Source organism: Ruminococcoides intestinihominis, assembly GCF_040096285.1.
Lineage (GTDB): Bacteria > Bacillota > Clostridia > Oscillospirales > Acutalibacteraceae > Ruminococcoides > Ruminococcoides intestinihominis.
In genome coordinates this window covers 1-16,980 of the sequence record NZ_JBBMEY010000020.1, presented here as the reverse complement: position 1 = coordinate 16,980, position 16,980 = coordinate 1, and the positions used below count along the sequence as shown (strand labels likewise).

Below are 16,980 nucleotides of genomic sequence, written 5' to 3'. Positions count from 1 at the left end.
TCTACTTTTTTAGGGAAAGAAGTACATACTCTCCACTGGGCATCGGTTTTAAAACCGGTGTCATAACCGATGCCCTTATATGTGTACTAAAGTTAATTTGACTAAGCAAATTAACTTTAGTTCTATAGGGTACGACTATTGTTTATTTGAATAGTCGTACTTAATTTTTACTGCTTTTACATCTGACCAAGGGCTATACTGAGGATAATAATAACTATCAAAGATTATTTGTGAATATTTTACATTTCTACCAGTATAAAAATCAATATGATAAGCTACACCATGGGTTTTAAATCTACATCTGAAATAATAGGTTTTACCTTTTTTCAAATCGCTTAACTTATTATTCCATCCAAAAGTTTTATGCTTTTTAAAATCAGGTGTTTCACTATATTGACCTATATATTCACCACAATTTGCTTCATATAAAATATTATCAAAATAGGCATATGTATAACTTTCACTTTGGTGTACAGTTACTTTAGGCTTTGTAGGTTTAATATCATAATCTAAGTAAGAAATACCATAGAATTTACCTTTACCGATAATCATTGCATATGCTTTACCCGGATTAATATTGTTTACATATTTAACGATATAATCTCTATTAGGTTTTAGAACCTGTTTACCCCTTTTTATAGTAAACTTAATATTCCTTTCTTTACCGTTAAACCTCATATAACGGTCACCACCGGAAGTTTTATACTTCTTATCAACATTATACTTAAAACCATATGTTCCTAGATAAGCTATATCTCCATAAATATTACCTTTTATAGAATAATCAAGTCCGCATTGTCTTGCGTAAGACTCTGCCCTTGAACCCTCATCACAAACTATCAATGAATTATAAACTCCTGTGTTATAATACCACTCATGATCATATCCTCTTTCTCTAATATATTTAGCTAAATTCTTAATATATGTTACGGTTTTAGGTATTCTTACTTTCTTAAAAGGAAATTCGTTTTCTGGACACTTATCATAATCCATATCCAGAATTATTTTCTTTACAGTATGACCTCTTAGTTTTGAAGGGATTTTCCAATAACTACCGTATTTCTTACAAATTCCTTTATAATTATAAAAGTCAATTACTGTTGCGTAACCCTTTTTATCTAAGGTATAACAGCAATAATTACTTTTGTACACACTTGATCCTGCACTAACTGTAGGAGCCACTGCAACTACAGAAACTGCCATTATCAATGTTAACAACAATGCTAATAATTTTTTCATAAAATCACCTTATCTTTCTTAGAAATTGATTAATAATTTGCCGAATAATTAATTTAATAAATATACTTTAGACATTGGATTGCTCCCTATAATTGCATTTATATAACAAAATACTCTTTATTAGTTAGATATTATTAGTAATATCTACTAACAATATAACATAGTAATAAGTTTATATCAATAATAAAATAGTTTTATACTTGTCAAATTTTACTGTATATATTTGGTTATTTTGTACACATATTCAGTATCGTTAGATACTGTATCTTCTATATATAACACAAATTACAGTTTCAAAAGGTTACATAATTATTGAAGATTTTTTATATTTGGTATATTTATACGATTAATAAATTGATGATTTATACAAACTAACAAATAAATTTATTAAAGTAAAAAAATAAGGGTAGTTCAAATGAACCACCCAAAATAATTATTTACACTTTTTATTACAATTTTGGCAACCACAATTGCAACAGCCTTTGCCCTTTTTCTTTCTACTTCTCATAGAGTAAATTGCAAGGGCTACTGCAACAATGACTAAAGCTAAAATTAAATAATCCCAAAAATTTAAACTACTAAGAAAATCCATACTACACCATTCCTACTGCTGAACCTATTAAGTGGACTATGAATGCTACTACCCAAGCAATAACACACTGCCACAAGGCAACACCTATTGCCCACTTACCACCCAGCTCTCTCTTTACTGATGCAATAGCTGCAACACAAGGAGAATATAGCAAACTAAATACAAGTAGTGATGATGCTGCAAGTGGTGTTAATACTGAGGCAATGTTGCCACTAAATAGGACTTGTAATGTTGATACTACACTTTCCTTAGCCATAATACCTGAGATTAATGAAGTACAAATTCTCCAATCTCCAAGTCCTAATGGTGCAAATATTGGTGAGATAAAACCTGAGATGGAAGCTAACATACTATCTGCTGAATTTGTCACCATATTAAAGTGAATATCAAAGCTCTGTAAGAACCAAACAACTATTGTTGCAATTAGAATAATTGAAAATGCTCTTTGTAAAAAGTCCTTTGCTTTTTCCCACAATAGTTGAACAACATTCTTTGCACCGGGTAGTCGGTAGTTTGGTAATTCCATAACAAATGGTACTGCCTCACCTTTGAACAATGTACCTTTATATAGAAAGGCGATTAGGATACCGATTACTATACCCAGCACATACAATCCTGACATTATCAGTCCACCCTGTTTAGGGAAAAATGAACTGACAAAAAATGAATAGATAGGTAACTTTGCAGTACAACTCATAAATGGAGTTAGCAGAATTGTCATCTTTCTATCTCTTTCGGATGTTAAAGTTCTTGTTGCCATAACTGCCGGTACTGTACAACCAAAACCTATTAGCATTGGAACAATACTTCTACCGGACAGACCGATTTTTCTCAGCAATTTATCCATTACAAATGCTACTCTTGCTATGTAACCACTGTCCTCCATTAATGATAAGAAGAAAAACAGTGTTACGATTATAGGTAAGAAACTTAACACACTACCTACACCATTAAATATACCGTCTATTACAAGGCTATGTATTGTGTCATTTACATGGGCTGAGGTTAGGGCATTATCTGTTATTGTGGTTAATGAGTCAATACCCATTTCCAATAAAGTTTGAAGTCCTGCACCTATTACATTAAATGTTAGGTAAAAGACTAAAACCATTATTGCAATAAAACAAGGAATTGCAGTATATTTACCTGTTAGAATTTTATCTATCTTTTCACTTCTGACTCTCTCTTTACTTTGTTTAGGCTTGATAACTGTATCTTCACAAAGTTTTTCGATAAATTCAAAACGCATATCAGCTATTGAGGCATTTCTGTCAAGTTGTCTTTCTGTTTCAAGTTGCTGAACAATATGCTCAAGCATTTCCATTTCGTTTTCATCAAGGTTCAACTTATCAAGAATTAGATGGTCACCCTCTATTGCCTTAGTAGCTGCAAACCTTACAGGAATATCTGCTTGTTCTGCATGGTCCTCTATTAAGTGAATTACTGCGTGAATACAACGATGGACTGCTCCGTTGTGGTCATTTTTGTCACAAAAATCCTGACGCAATGGCTTTTCCTGATACTGAGCAATATGAAGTGCGTGTTTGATAAGCTCATCAACACCTTCATTTTTTGCTGCTGAAATTGGAATAACCGGTACACCCAGCATTTTTTCCATTGTATTTACATCAATAGAACCTTGATTACCTGTAACTTCATCCATCATATTAAGGGCTATTACCATTGGAATATCCATTTCAAGAAGTTGCATTGTAAGGTAAAGGTTTCTCTCAATATTAGTAGCATCTACAATATTGATAATAGCCTTTGGCTTTTCGTCAAGGACAAAATTTCTTGAAACAATTTCTTCACTACTATACGGTGACATTGAGTAAATTCCCGGTAGGTCAGTTACATTTGTGTTGGAATAGCCTTTGATTGAGCCATCCTTTCTGTCAACAGTTACACCGGGAAAGTTACCGACATGCTGATTTGAACCGGTAATTTGGTTGAACAAAGTTGTCTTGCCACAGTTTTGGTTGCCAACCAAAGCATATGTAAGGGTTGTTCCTTCCGGCAAAGGGTTGCCATCTCCCTTTGAATGGAATTTACCTTCTTCACCAAGACCGGGATGCTCTGTATCCTTAAACCTATCCACTCTATCGTGACTTCTTGTACGAGATTTGATAGGTTCAACCTGAATTTTATCGGCATCTGCTAATCTTAAAGTCAGTTCATACCCATGGACCTGAAGTTCCATAGGGTCACCCATTGGTGCAAATTTCACAACAGTTACTTCTGCATTAGGAATCATACCCATATCAAGAAAATGTTGTCGCAATGCACCCTCACCACCAACTGATGTTATGATGGCACTTTCGCCTATATTCAATTCTTTTAAGGTCATAAATTAAATTATCCTTCCCTTTTCTCCTAAAATTATAAAAATTTTTGCATACTTTTGAACTCCAAGATTATTATAATACATTTAACTACATAAATCTACAATATCTGCACATATGATGAAAATTTCATGAATAACCAAAGTAATACTACTTATAATAGATTACTGTAGTGAATAATTGTTAAAAGTAATAGACAAAATGTTAAAGATATGTTAGTTATTATACAAATATAATCAAAGGTCAGAAATTTATAGTATTTTACTAGTTATTTGCTTGACGATAATGCTTAATTATGCTAGAATATTTTAGAACATAGGATTGCAGTTTATGCTGAATAACTATAGCATTGGACTGAAAAATACAATTTCTATGTAAAAATTCAAGAAAAAGAAAGGTTGATACTGAAATGGCAAAGATTGATTTAACTAAGTATGGTATTACCGGTACTACTGAAATTATCCACAATCCTTCCTACGAAGAACTATTCAACGAAGAAACAAAGCCTGAACTAGAAGGCTATGAAGTTGGTCAGGAAACTGAACTAGGTGCAGTTAATGTAATGACCGGTATTTACACAGGTCGTTCACCTAAAGACAAGTTTATCGTTATGGACGAAAATTCTAAGGACACTGTATGGTGGACTTCTGATGAATACAAGAACGACAACCACCCAGCTACACAGGAAGCATGGGAAGCTGTAAAGGAAATTGCTAAGGAAGAACTTTCTAACAAGAAGCTTTATGTTGTTGACGCATTCTGTGGTGCTAACCACGACACTAGAATGGCAGTTCGTTTCATCGTTGAAGTTGCATGGCAGGCTCACTTTGTAACAAATATGTTCATTAAGCCAACTGCTGAAGAACTAGAAAACTTTGAACCTGACTTTATCGTTTACAACGCATCAAAGGCTAAGGTTGAAAACTATAAGGAACTAGGTCTAAACTCAGAAACAGCTGTTCTATTTAACATCACAAGCCGTGAACAGGTTATCGTTAACACATGGTACGGTGGTGAAATGAAGAAGGGTATGTTCTCAATGATGAACTACTACCTACCTCTAAAGGGTATTGCTTCAATGCACTGCTCAGCTAATGCTGATATGAACGGTGAAAACACAGCTATCTTCTTCGGTCTATCAGGTACAGGTAAAACAACACTTTCAACAGACCCTAAGAGACTTCTAATCGGTGATGACGAACACGGTTGGGATGACAATGGTGTATTTAACTTTGAAGGTGGTTGCTATGCTAAGGTTATCGACCTTGACAAGGAATCTGAACCAGACATCTACAATGCTATCAGAAGAGATGCTCTACTAGAAAATGTTACTGTTGACGAAAACGGTAAGATTGACTTTGCTGATAAGACAGTTACAGAAAACACTCGTGTTTCTTACCCAATCGACCACATTGAAAACATTGTTCGTCCTGTATCTTCTGCTCCTGCTGCAAAGAATGTAATCTTCCTATCAGCTGATGCATTTGGTGTACTACCTCCAGTTTCTATTCTAACTCCTGAACAGACAAAGTACTACTTCCTATCAGGCTTTACTGCAAAGCTAGCAGGTACTGAAAGAGGTATCACAGAACCAACTCCAACATTCTCTGCTTGTTTCGGTCAGGCTTTCCTAGAACTTCACCCAACAAAGTATGCTGAAGAACTAGTTAAGAAGATGGAAAAGAGTGGTGCTAAGGCTTACCTAGTTAACACAGGTTGGAACGGCACTGGTAAGAGAATTTCTATTAAGGATACAAGAGGTATCATTGATGCTATCCTTGATGGTTCTATTACAAAAGCTCCTACAAAGACTATCCCTCACTTCAACTTTGAAGTTCCTACAGAACTACCAGGTGTTGACCCAGCTATCCTAGATCCTAGAGACACATATGCTGATGTTAACGAATGGGAAACAAAGGCTAAGGATCTTGCTTCAAGATTTGTTAAGAACTTTGCTAAGTATGAAGGTAATGAAGCAGGTAAGGCTCTAGTATCTGCAGGTCCTACAGTAGAATAATTTTAGTCTTAACTAACTTTATAATTCATAAATTTAGGGTGTACTCACTGAGTACACCCTTTTGTTATGCCTATTTATTTTTATTAATAGTTGATTAAACAAATTCGTTGGAACCCTAAAAGAAAAACATCTACAATAGTAGAAATTCTAAGGGTTGATTAAACAAATCTGTCAAGCAAACAAATTTGGCATATCTACAATAGTAGAAATTCTAAGGGTTGATTAAACACAATTAACAATGACTATGTTGTACCGATCTACAATAGTAGAAATTCTAAGGGTTGATTAAAAGGCACAGCAGAATACGCAGGCTCTAATCTACAATAGTAGAAATTCTAAGGGTTGATTAAACTTTCTCAGTTTGGCAAGAAGACACCTATATCTACAATAGTAGAAATTCTAAGGGTTGATTAAACACAACTATCGAACTTGGAACACCAAAATCTACAATAGTAGAAATTCTAAGGGTTGATTAAACACTATATTTATCGAACTTATCAAAAGACATCTACAATAGTAGAAATTCTAAGGGTTGATTAAACATACACCGGAAGCAACATTTATTTAAATCTACAATAGTAGAAATTCTAAGGGTTGATTAAACATTTTATTCTCTGAGGTGAAACCTAGAAATCTACAATAGTAGAAATTCTAAGGGTTGATTAAACCAAGACCGCTGACATGGAGAAATTTCATATATCTACAATAGTAGAAATTCTAAGGGTTGATTAAACCCTAACTTTGTTTAACCCTACATAAATTACATCTCGGTAATTTATGCAATTGTTCATTATGCATATAAACTTCATTGTTTAACAACCCTTTTCAAAGAATATCTAAAATAAAGACTGAGGTTTGCAAATTATGTAACAACAAGCAAAGGCTCATCTTCATTTTTAGCATAACCAAATTTTTGAACTTTGCATGAACTACTTAACTGAAAAATATACACACTATCAGATTGGTCAAACATTTTCAAAAATTTATTATTAATATCTGCAATAATATTGTTCAGTATTCTTTCACTATTATCAATCTCATATACAGAATACTGCAACATATGACCAAAACGCTTAATGTACTTTGAAAATTTACTGCGTTTTCTGTCATCAGATATATCATAACTAATTATAATCATATTATTCTCCTATGTCAAATACAGGGAATTTATCCACTTCCGATTTCTTCATAAATGCTCTGTAGTAGGACTGAATATAGAGAAAAATTGAATCTTTTTCTTCCATAATAGGCTTCATAAGAAATTGAACATACTTTGCTGAGCAATTCCACTTAAGTCTATACTGTCCTTTTATTAACAGAAAATCATCTTCTTTAATTTGTTTAAGATTAATTGACTTTTTTACTTGAATATCTATAAGTGGTCTAAATGGTTCAACCAAATCACAAACTAATGACTTTCGCATATAAAATTGTCTATGCATAACACCTTTATATGTATCAAATCCATAAGCACTAAGTAAAGAGTCTATAAAAGCAAACAATAATGTATAGCCAATATCTAAAACAGAATTTGTAATATCTCGTTTTACCCTTGGTTGTCTTCCTTGCCATAAAACATTATTAAAATGATTTTTGAAATATAATTTTGCTGACAATCCTTCATAAGCCATTATTTCATTTAAATTTTTACATTCATCGACTTTAGGCACATACTGTTTGATAGTTTTGATTGCTTCAACTTGGGAGTCGCTTTTATCTCTAACAAAACCTATTGTTTTCCATTGATTGGTGATTTTATTCTTAGTAATATGCTTTGCAAGTTCAATACCATCATAAGTATACTGATTAATTTTTAATAGCGTATTGGAGTCTTTCTCTGCACCAATTACTGAATATAATCTAAAGCCGGAGGTCATAAATGCAATAAAAAAACCGAATTTTTTAGCTTTAGAAATCACAACAGAAGTAATACTACAATTCCCAACTGCATATACCATAAATAATCTGTAACAAGAACATTGAAATTTTATCTTATTATCCGGAGTTTTTATTACAATATTATCATTAGAGAAAGACATTTTCTCTCCCTCATTAAACAGAACAAAAACAATTTGCTTTTTCTTAAAATCTAATGCAGAAATCATTGTTACTCCTTTAAAGCTGAAAAAGAACATAATGGTTCATAAATACACCTATTACATTTATTTATATTACTTTGTTTAAAGTCATCAAATTGAAAATCGCTTATTGAATCAATCAGATTTTCAAATTTTGAAAACATAATGTTATCTTCACTTGGCAAAGGTATTGGATATGTCTTATTATCATCAATACTATGGATTGTAAATTTATCTACCCTATACCCTAATTCTAATAATCCAAAATATTGAGCATATACTTGAAAAACATAACCATCATAAATTTTATGAACCTTTTTCTTTCGTTCTATTAATTGGAATTTTTTACTATCATACAAATCAATTTTTCCACTTAAATTATACTTTTCAGAATACACTGTTATTGACTGAAGCATTGACTTTTTACTTGAATATGTACCACTGTCCACTGTTGTGTGGACAGCAGTACCATTTAGTTGGTCTGAATTTTGATATGTCATTTTTTCAGTATCATAATCAAGTGAATGAAAATAAATTGACACAGGACAAAAGATAAAATCATTTAGATTAGAAATAGCAATAGGGTTTTCACTCACCTAAATCACCTTTTTGGGCAAATTCCAGCCATTCCTTTTTGCTGATTTTCAACAACTCATTATTGGTTACATCATCAGTATTTTTCAGTTTGTTAATAATCATCAAGCCTTTTCGTGCAATGTTATATGCACCATTTGCATCACCGTCTTGTGGTTGTGTAGGTACTTCTTCATTGGACTTTTTGTAGTTTTCACTATAATAGAAGTTACCGTTTCTATCCTTTACAGGTGAGATGATGTAATCAACATCACTATTAATTTCAGAATTTCTCAACTGAACAGTCAGTTTGAGAGTATCCATAAATGACTTTAGGAGTTCCTTACTATTAACTAATAGTAGTTTTTCCTTAATATTATCATTGACAAAATCAATACCTGCATTATTAAAAGTTTCTTTGAACTTTTCGGTAATATTCACCACTCTACTTGCCGGTTTATTTCTTGAATCTTTGCAATACTGTATTCTGTTACCATAGGAACAGATTGTCCACTTCTTACGATAATTATAACTACCTTGTGGGAACTTATCGTAATCAACATCAAACTCAAAGTAGTCTTCACTTCGATTATATCGAATATCATCAATATTACTAATGAAATTGTGAGTCTTTGGTATTGTCTCATACTTAGGATAAAGCAGATTTGCAAAACCGGTTACCGGATCAATCTTACTAGTTAGATATGGGTCAACATAAAAGATAATACCACTTTGTTTTCCGATTCTTTCAAATGTTTCAAACTTATTTGTAAGCTGATATGCCTTTAATAGTCCACCACATTCTTTGTAGTCGGTACCTTTATCAACATAATAATTCAGCTTATTAATAAGCATAGTTTCAAACTTTTGATAGACTTGTTTTTCAACTTTTGTTCTACCTCTCTTGAAACCACCATTTAGGTTTTCCATCACAACAATTGCATCATATTGAACAATAAGTTTACAAATTTGATGTACAACCTGACTAATGTAACCGTCTTTCAGTTCCTTAATTGTTTCAATAGTTTTCCAAGTTTTTCTTGCCTCTTGTCTTTCTTTTTCTCTAATGTTAAGCTTTTTCTGATAATCAGTTTTGTATTTCTTACCATTGTAACTGTTTTCAATAATATTGAAGTTGATTTGGTCAACTATTACTCCATCACTATTGATTATAGTTACATAGATAAGGTTTCTTTCACCTCTATCAATACCGATAATATTGTTCTTATTTGACTTCTTAAGAAGTTCTCTAACACTATTATTTAACCAATAATGGTCAGGCTGATTACAATTCATTGCTAAAGTTAAATGTAGAGAAAACTGTGGTTTTGTAAAGCGTTTGTTCTTTACTATTTCATAGTTAAATTTGCTATAATACTTAGCTTTTTCATCATCTGTAGGATTGTCTTTATCCTTTACTTTATCTTCACATGTACGCTTAATAATTTCAACATTTGCATCATGTTGAAATTCTGAATCTGTCTTGATACTTGCAGGACGATAGAACATTTCTGCTCCACCCTGCAATTTGTATACTAAGTTCTCTAAATTTCTATCATCAAATAGCATTTGGAAATACATAGTATGTAGGTTTTTCTTACCCTTACTGTACTCAGAAAAGTCCTTGTTGTAAATTTGGAAAAGATAAAGTTTGCCCTGTTCTACTAATGAAAGTAATTGTTTTTCAGATACTTTTACTTTGGTGATTTGGTAGGCTTGATTGTTAACATCATCAACAAATTCATTAAAACTTCCATACTCATCAGCTGACTTAAAAACAAAATTGTACTTACAATAATATTCCTTTGTCCTTGCAATATAATACTCTAAATATTCCTTTAGATTGTCTTTGTTAAAGTTATCACTTGTAGTTTTGTAACTTTCGGTTTTTCTAATTCTATTGATATTTTCAGGTAGATACTGATTCTTTAGTTCTTCAAGAACAACATTAACACCATCAGCATTCTTTCTACCGTTTTTCTTTACAATCTTACCATCAACAAGCATAAGATTTTGAATAACTCTACCCGGATTTGGAATTTGATTGTACTCAATCTTAACCATTGTATCACTATCATTTTCAGGAGCATTATACTGAGTTTTGAACTCTCTCTTGGTTTCTTTGTCCATTACCCCAAGATAATACAATCCATCTTTCATAAAAAGTTGTGCTGAATAGTCAGTTTCTTTGCTATGTTGCCATCCACCTAGGAACTGTGGATTATCAAAAGACAACTTGATTTTGTCAAGTGAATAAGGCTTTTCGGTAATGTAATTTCTTACTTTGTCATATAGCTTATCAATATATCTCAACTGATCAAACCATTTTGTAAAATTACCATAGAAAAGTTCATCCTTGCCACTTTCTTTTCCTGTACCGGTTAGTATTTTCACAAAACTTTCTAATGATTTAACACTATCTAAAAAGTCCTTAATAAGTGCTACATCTTTTTCACTTGTTTTTAGACTCTTATTTTCCGGATAATCAGTAGATAGCAATTCCTTTACTAACTGATATTTGTTTTCGACTTCAGCAGTACATCTATGGAAATCACAACTAAAGTAATCTGTAATTTTCTTGCTATTAATATTTTCTTCAAGTGATGTTGCAATTAAATCTTGCAACTGATTAATTGAAAAGCTTTCTGACTTTTTATATACATTACGTCTTTTGTCATTATACTTATCAATATCTTTTGCTTTCTCCGGATTGTTGACTTTATCATACCGGTCATTCCATAAATTACGGAATACTGACCAATCATTGAACATATTTTGCGATAAATTAGTAAGTGAAATATCATTCCTTACAAACACACCATCAAGGTTATATTCTGCTAGATTATCAAAAATCTTCTCAAGTTCAGTTATAGTATCTTTTAATGCAGTGAAATTCTTTTCAGCATTACCGGTATTATAGAAATCATAAACTGCTTTTAGAAGTTCATTGTCACTTTCAAACTTACCAGGAAGAAAAGAAATAGTCTTTTTTTGACTACCAATCTGCTTATATAGTCGTTTCAAGTTAGGGACTTTATGTCCTTGTTGTGCAGTTTGGTTATGGAGATTAATGTACTCATTAATCCCCTTAACCTTGTCATTACCTATAATGGCATTATAGGTATCAATGCCTGACTGTGAAAGAACACAGTTGAAATAATCCAAGGTAAACATATCATCAACTGTTGTATCATATACTCCCTTAAAGTTATTTCTAAGTTCTTCAAGATCACTTGGCTTTAGTTCTTCTAAAACCTTTTCATATGCTTTAATATTATCAATAAATTTTGGTAAATTGTCATTAATACATCTATAAGGAATAGCCGTTGACTGTTCCTTATCTGTATACATATTTTTGCAATTATCGTAATAACTGTTAAAATAAGTTGAGAAAGAAGAAAGATTTGCTATATCCTCAAGGGCCTTTTCATCATCTTCAAGATACTCAGGTAGATAATCATTAAGAATTTTCTTATTTAATCGTTTCAGAATTTCTTTTAAAAAATCGGCTAATTCTTTCCTTAACTTTTCTTCAGCAGACTTAAACTTCTGTTCATCCCTGTCTTTAGTGATATAAAGTTCATAGTACTCATCAAGATGCTTTAACTTTATGGGTTGAGAAAGGCATTTGTCACTTTCATCTGCAAGGTACTTTGAAATATACTCCTTGATACGCTTTGCAGAATCAAGCAAGTCTTTTTCTTTGGATAATCTGTCTTTAAAATCAAAGTTGTCTGCAGTTGCACCTATTGGAATAAGGCTGAATCTTAAAGTTTTTTGAATGTTATATAAATCTGTGAAAAAATCAATTTTTCTACATTCATCTGAAAATTTGTTAATGTTGATTGGCATAAGCATCAATCCTTTCATATATAGTTTTACGGTTATTATTTATAATATTAACCTTATACCCTGATTATATATCAGTATCTATAATAATTCAATACACAAACCATCCAAATTTTAATAATTTAATTTGTGCAATATTTCACAAGTTAAACACACTAATTTTTCTTTAATAAATTATATCATATTATATGTCCCATTTTTGGGACTTACCTATAAAAAAAGAGTGATAGTTGAAAAACTATCACTCTCAAACTCCATAAAACATACTACGGTTTCATGGACTACAACATAATAACCGATCTACAATAGTAGAAATTCTACTATCATTATATTCTATGTGCAATCTACTGTCAAACACAATTTATTTAAAATTATACTATATAGTTTTGATTTTCCTTAGTAAATTTATATATTAATATGCTTTTCCTTGGAAAAGGACTGTAATTTTGATAGAAACCTTAGTTGCCGGGACAAGGCACCTCTATCTTACTAGTGCAAGACTGTTCCGTCGCTTAAAAGCCCCTACCGGAACTTTCATTGTTCCGCTGTGCTCCAAAATTACAAAGTTGACTATTTCTTTTTGGTTGCGCTTAATTCAACTGTAAAAATTTCGTCCACAGGAAAAGTTATTTTTAATAACCCAATAGATACAAACTTTCCACTTATTTTTTCGAACTCACGCAAAATCAAATCGCTTGCTTTAAAAAAGATACCTTCGTCATCTTCTTTGGTGAGTGTTAATGTACAATATAGCAACCAACTATCCGGGCAATACCATTCCCATCCTTCTATATCAAAATCATACAAACATTCATGCAATTCTCTCTGAAATCAATACATTGCATTATTCATCACTGGCGATGCAAAAATTGTCTTTGTATCAGTAAGCATCCCAACAGACGCAATATAAGTCGGCATTTGTATATGATTTTTGGCAAACTTCTTCAATCGAATAATACATTTTTCTTCGTCCACATCATTAAAACAAGCTAATGTAGGATGCGGTCTGGTTTTCCATTTCATAAACTTTGTGCTTAACTTCGCATCAGCTACCTTTTTTGAAAAAAGCATATAATTTCTCTTCTGCTTCCATATCACAATACAATTCTATTGCATATTGCATATCAGCCACCTCCATAATTTCCAGTTTTTTAAACTGAGTATACCATACTCCATACTGAAGTTTTAATACCTTATGAAATTACACTATGGTGCTAGAATATAACCATAGACACGAAATGTTGAACAAGCTTTCGGCTTTGCCTTGCTTGTTCTATTCTTTGTAGTGGGTGTTGTACGCACTTGCGGAAGTTTTACCGAAGTTAAGAAACCGGAACACGCTTTGAAACTCTTTATCCGATTTGCTATTGCAAAAGGAGTGATTACACACGAACTTGAGCTTATGCTTGCTTTATTCAATATTGTTCAAGGTACGATTTCTACCATTATGAACACAGCAGGCTTTGGAAAGCCAAATCAAACCACATTACCTTCGGAAATGATAACCACAATAGAAGATTGCGGATTTTTTGAGAGTATCCCCCTGTGGGCGGTAACGCTTATCGGTGGCCTTTTCATAACCGTATTGTCTTTTATTATGATAATGACCGTGTACGGAAGATTTTTTAAGCTATATATACAGCTCTTGCTCCTATTTCTTTATCCACTTTTGCCAGAGAGTCACCGCAAAATGTAGGAAAGAGTTTTATAAAGAGCTATTGTACGTGTTGCTTGAAGGTGCGGTAATTATACTTGCCTACATTATATTCTCCCTGTTTGCCTCATCGCCACCGGTTGTTGATGCAAATGCGGCAGCAGTTACTCAGGTGTGGTCTTATGTCGGAGAATTGGTGTTCAATATGCTTGTTCTCGTTGGTGCAATCAAAATGAGTGATCATATCATTCGTGAAACGATGGGCTTGTAATTTGATTTTTTCATATAATTGAGCTATAATATACTTGTTTGATTTACATTTGATAGAGCGAGCATATATCAAGCGTAAATCACTCCTGTCGTGGAAAAATGATTTGCAAGATTCACTACTGATGAAAAATTGCTCGTATTTCAGCAGTAAGGTTCAAAAAGGGTTCTAGGTAACCGACCGTTTTATTATGCAATCATTGATAAAAACTGCTACGAAGAAAGGAGGTAAACACTATGGCTCGAAACAAGGGCGTGTCGGGTAAAACCCACACTAAACAACAGTTAGACGATTATGCAAATCAGCATAATCCTAACAACAAAGCATACAAAGCCAAAGTAACAAACCGAAAACAAATCAAGAAACAAAAGGGTAAAGAACATCCTGATTATGTTGCTGATTTGGATTGGATGTGTTTTAGCAAAGGTCCGTATGAATTTGATTAAAAACTGAATATGCTTTGAGTGGAAACATCAATCAGAAATGGTTGGTGTTTTTCTTTTTGCAAGAAAGGATTATTATGGAAGTTAAAATTAACCGAGAAATACGAAATTACACAGAGTCAATGTTCTTTGGACTGTCGTTAAGACAGTTCATTTTTTCTGTCCTTGCCTGCGGTGTTGTGGTAGGATTGTATTTCCTGTTGAAACCACATTTAGGAACAGAAACAGTATCGTGGGTTTGTATATTGGAAGCAGCACCCTTTGCGGCTCTCGGTTTTGTGAAATACAACGGAATGACCGCTGAAAAGTTTTTATGGGCTTTTATTAAGTCGGAATTTCTTATGCCTAAGAAACTCGTCTTTCATTCCACTAATACTTACTACGAACTGATGAAACCGGCGATAGAGCAAAACCAAAAGCCGAAGAAGAAAGACTAAATAGTTTTCAGGGATTGACAATTAAATACTATTTGATTATAATAATATGATTTAGCAAAAGCTGAATGGGCGGCTTGGGATGAAAGAAGAACGAAAATGAAGTATTTATGTATTATTATTGCTATTGCACTTTTGATTGTAGGAATTATTCTTATAGTTTCAAAAGCAAAGGGAAAAGTGGTTGATAACAAAGTTCAGCGTAATGTTGGTAGTATTGTTATCGGTATTATAATGTGTATTGTAAGTATTGCTTATTTCATTGGTTGTTATACATATACAACTAATAACTATGATAGATTACTGACAACTAAATCTGACTTATCAAAAAAGTTACTATGATGATGTCTAACTATTATGACGTTAAAAGTTATAATGACAGATATGATAGAGTAACGGATAGCATTTTTTCATTCATTGGTGATGATGAGGAAGTAAGTAATTTCGATATTAATGAATTAGATAAACAAGGTTATATCATTAAACCATCCACAACCAACCATGTTCTTAAACCATCACATTAATTTTAGGCAGGAAGTTTTTACTTCCTGCTTTTTCATTGAAGGGAAATTACTAATAAGTATCCAGACTCTAAAGATTTAAAATTCTTTAAGTTATTCTTATCACAATTAACTGATGAAGATGAACAATTAAAGTGGAAATTAGCATTTGAAAATTCTTAAAATATTTTTAAATTAATAACTTTTAAGTTATAATATATTACAAAGAGGGAAGCAATTATGTACAATATATATTTCTATCAAGATAAGAATGGTCATCAACCAGTTCTTGAATACATACAAAATTTAAAAAAAGAGAAACAATAAAGATAGTCGCATTAAACTTAATAAAATCAACGACTATATTACAATTTTAGGTAGATTTGGAACAAGAGCAGAAGAACCATATATTAAACATATTGATGGAGAAATATGAGAACTAAGACCACTTAGAGATAGAATTTTATTTGTGGCTTGGCATAATGGTGATTTTGTGTTGCTTCATCAGTTTATGAAGAAAACACCTTTAAGAGAAATTCAAAAAGCTAAAAATGAGTATTCTGATTTATTAGAAAGAGGTTTTGACAATGAAAAAAAATAATAGTGCTATTGGTTCTAATTGGAACGATGTTCGTAAGAAACTATTTACTCCGGAAGAAATAGCAGAAAGTGATTTGAGAGTATCTATTATAAGTGAAATCATCAATGCAAGAAATGAAAAAGGTATTAGCCAAAAACAACTTGAATTGATGAGTGGTGTAAAACAACCTGTTATTGCAAGATTGGAAAAAGGTCAAACCAATCCACAGTTAGACACTATTCTAAAACTATAAGTTCCTTTAGGTAAGAAATTAATTATTGTTGATGATAAGTAATTGAACAAAACTGCATTAAGAATTGAAAGAAGGTATTTAAATGAAAAAGTTATTATCATTATTATTAGTTGCAACAATCATTACAAGCACATTATGTGTAAGTTATTTTGCATTTG

15 protein-coding genes, 1 pseudogene and 1 CRISPR repeat array are annotated in these 16,980 nt (G+C 32.2%); of the genes and pseudogenes, 7 read left to right on the top strand and 9 right to left on the bottom strand.

Annotated features, from left to right (window positions below; genetic code table 11):
* Positions 1 to 135: 135 nt before the first annotated feature.
* From WMO18_RS06560 to feoB, 3 genes are all read right to left on the bottom strand, one after another.
* Positions 136 to 1,239 carry a hypothetical protein gene (locus tag WMO18_RS06560; RefSeq protein WP_329980082.1) on the bottom strand — a complete coding sequence of 368 codons (1,104 nt, stop codon included), beginning with the start codon at positions 1,237 to 1,239 and terminating at the stop codon, positions 136 to 138.
* Positions 1,240 to 1,672: 433 nt separating this feature from the next.
* Complete coding sequence (locus WMO18_RS06555; protein ID WP_211148418.1) at positions 1,673 to 1,831, bottom strand: FeoB-associated Cys-rich membrane protein; 159 nt, start codon at positions 1,829 to 1,831, stop codon at positions 1,673 to 1,675.
* Position 1,832: 1 nt separating this feature from the next.
* On the bottom strand, positions 1,833 to 4,178 hold the full coding sequence (gene feoB, locus WMO18_RS06550) for a ferrous iron transport protein B (RefSeq protein ID WP_211148417.1): 2,346 nt from the start codon (positions 4,176 to 4,178) through the stop codon (positions 1,833 to 1,835).
* A 404-nt stretch (positions 4,179 to 4,582) separates the two neighbouring features.
* Here feoB and pckA point away from each other — a divergent pair, with 404 nt between their 5' ends.
* Positions 4,583 to 6,190 carry a phosphoenolpyruvate carboxykinase (ATP) gene (gene pckA, locus WMO18_RS06545; RefSeq protein ID WP_211148416.1) on the top strand — a complete coding sequence of 536 codons (1,608 nt, stop codon included), beginning with the start codon at positions 4,583 to 4,585 and terminating at the stop codon, positions 6,188 to 6,190.
* Positions 6,191 to 6,318: 128 nt separating this feature from the next.
* Positions 6,319 to 6,923: direct repeats of the CRISPR family, unit length 35 nt; unit sequence ATCTACAATAGTAGAAATTCTAAGGGTTGATTAAA.
* A gap of 129 nt (positions 6,924 to 7,052) precedes the next feature.
* Here the strand turns inward: pckA and cas2 are convergent.
* The 6 genes from cas2 to WMO18_RS06515 form a co-directional block, all read right to left on the bottom strand.
* Complete coding sequence (gene cas2 / locus WMO18_RS06540; RefSeq protein ID WP_138157650.1) at positions 7,053 to 7,328, bottom strand: CRISPR-associated endonuclease Cas2; 276 nt, start codon at positions 7,326 to 7,328, stop codon at positions 7,053 to 7,055.
* 1 nt (position 7,329) lies between these two features.
* Complete coding sequence (gene cas1, locus WMO18_RS06535) at positions 7,330 to 8,295, bottom strand: type V CRISPR-associated endonuclease Cas1 (protein ID WP_367286467.1); 966 nt, start codon at positions 8,293 to 8,295, stop codon at positions 7,330 to 7,332.
* A gap of 2 nt (positions 8,296 to 8,297) precedes the next feature.
* On the bottom strand, positions 8,298 to 8,864 hold the full coding sequence (cas4, locus tag WMO18_RS06530) for a type V CRISPR-associated protein Cas4 (RefSeq protein ID WP_367286466.1): 567 nt from the start codon (positions 8,862 to 8,864) through the stop codon (positions 8,298 to 8,300).
* Positions 8,857 to 12,711, bottom strand: coding sequence for a type V CRISPR-associated protein Cas12a/Cpf1 (cas12a, locus tag WMO18_RS06525; RefSeq protein WP_367286465.1), 3,855 nt, complete (start codon positions 12,709 to 12,711; stop codon positions 8,857 to 8,859). Before cas12a ends, cas4 begins: the two co-directional genes overlap by 8 nt.
* 549 nt (positions 12,712 to 13,260) lie before the next feature.
* Positions 13,261 to 13,497: a hypothetical protein gene (locus WMO18_RS06520; protein ID WP_348982030.1), complete on the bottom strand. Its 237-nt coding sequence runs from the start codon at positions 13,495 to 13,497 to the stop codon at positions 13,261 to 13,263.
* A gap of 24 nt (positions 13,498 to 13,521) precedes the next feature.
* Entirely contained in the window at positions 13,522 to 13,788 is a 267-nt protein-coding gene (locus tag WMO18_RS06515; protein ID WP_367286464.1) for a hypothetical protein, read from the bottom strand.
* Positions 13,789 to 13,954: 166 nt separating this feature from the next.
* On the opposite strand from WMO18_RS06515, the pseudogene WMO18_RS06510 reads away from it, so the two are divergent.
* From WMO18_RS06510 to WMO18_RS06485, 6 genes and pseudogenes are all read left to right on the top strand, one after another.
* Positions 13,955 to 14,615 (top strand): annotated as a pseudogene (locus WMO18_RS06510) (VirB6/TrbL-like conjugal transfer protein, CD1112 family).
* A gap of 233 nt (positions 14,616 to 14,848) precedes the next feature.
* Positions 14,849 to 15,058 carry a hypothetical protein gene (locus WMO18_RS06505; protein ID WP_211148413.1) on the top strand — a complete coding sequence of 70 codons (210 nt, stop codon included), beginning with the start codon at positions 14,849 to 14,851 and terminating at the stop codon, positions 15,056 to 15,058.
* 74 nt (positions 15,059 to 15,132) lie between these two features.
* Entirely contained in the window at positions 15,133 to 15,492 is a 360-nt protein-coding gene (locus tag WMO18_RS06500; RefSeq protein WP_211148412.1) for a PrgI family protein, read from the top strand.
* 96 nt (positions 15,493 to 15,588) lie between these two features.
* Entirely contained in the window at positions 15,589 to 15,831 is a 243-nt protein-coding gene (locus WMO18_RS06495) for a hypothetical protein (protein ID WP_211148411.1), read from the top strand.
* Between the two features lie 627 nt (positions 15,832 to 16,458).
* Positions 16,459 to 16,590, top strand: a complete 132-nt coding sequence (locus tag WMO18_RS06490; protein ID WP_367286463.1) for a hypothetical protein — start codon at positions 16,459 to 16,461, stop codon at positions 16,588 to 16,590.
* Positions 16,577 to 16,822, top strand: coding sequence for a helix-turn-helix domain-containing protein (locus WMO18_RS06485; protein WP_329980096.1), 246 nt, complete (start codon positions 16,577 to 16,579; stop codon positions 16,820 to 16,822). The genes WMO18_RS06490 and WMO18_RS06485 overlap by 14 nt, the downstream gene beginning before the upstream one ends.
* The last annotated feature ends 158 nt before the right edge of the window (positions 16,823 to 16,980 follow it).

Bases quoted from the DNA above. Each gene is read 5' to 3' on its own strand.
- WMO18_RS06560 (WP_329980082.1), bottom strand. From the start codon at position 1,239: ATGAAAAAATTATTAGCATTGTTGTTAACATTGATAATGGCAGTTTCT.
- WMO18_RS06555 (WP_211148418.1), bottom strand. From the start codon at position 1,831: ATGGATTTTCTTAGTAGTTTAAATTTTTGGGATTATTTAATTTTAGCT.
- feoB (WP_211148417.1), bottom strand. From the start codon at position 4,178: ATGACCTTAAAAGAATTGAATATAGGCGAAAGTGCCATCATAACATCA.
- pckA (WP_211148416.1), top strand. From the start codon at position 4,583: ATGGCAAAGATTGATTTAACTAAGTATGGTATTACCGGTACTACTGAA.
- cas2 (WP_138157650.1), bottom strand. From the start codon at position 7,328: ATGATTATAATTAGTTATGATATATCTGATGACAGAAAACGCAGTAAA.
- cas1 (WP_367286467.1), bottom strand. From the start codon at position 8,295: ATGATTTCTGCATTAGATTTTAAGAAAAAGCAAATTGTTTTTGTTCTG.
- cas12a (WP_367286465.1), bottom strand. From the start codon at position 12,711: ATGAAAGGATTGATGCTTATGCCAATCAACATTAACAAATTTTCAGAT.
- WMO18_RS06505 (WP_211148413.1), top strand. From the start codon at position 14,849: ATGGCTCGAAACAAGGGCGTGTCGGGTAAAACCCACACTAAACAACAG.
- WMO18_RS06500 (WP_211148412.1), top strand. From the start codon at position 15,133: ATGGAAGTTAAAATTAACCGAGAAATACGAAATTACACAGAGTCAATG.
- WMO18_RS06495 (WP_211148411.1), top strand. From the start codon at position 15,589: ATGAAGTATTTATGTATTATTATTGCTATTGCACTTTTGATTGTAGGA.
- WMO18_RS06485 (WP_329980096.1), top strand. From the start codon at position 16,577: ATGAAAAAAAATAATAGTGCTATTGGTTCTAATTGGAACGATGTTCGT.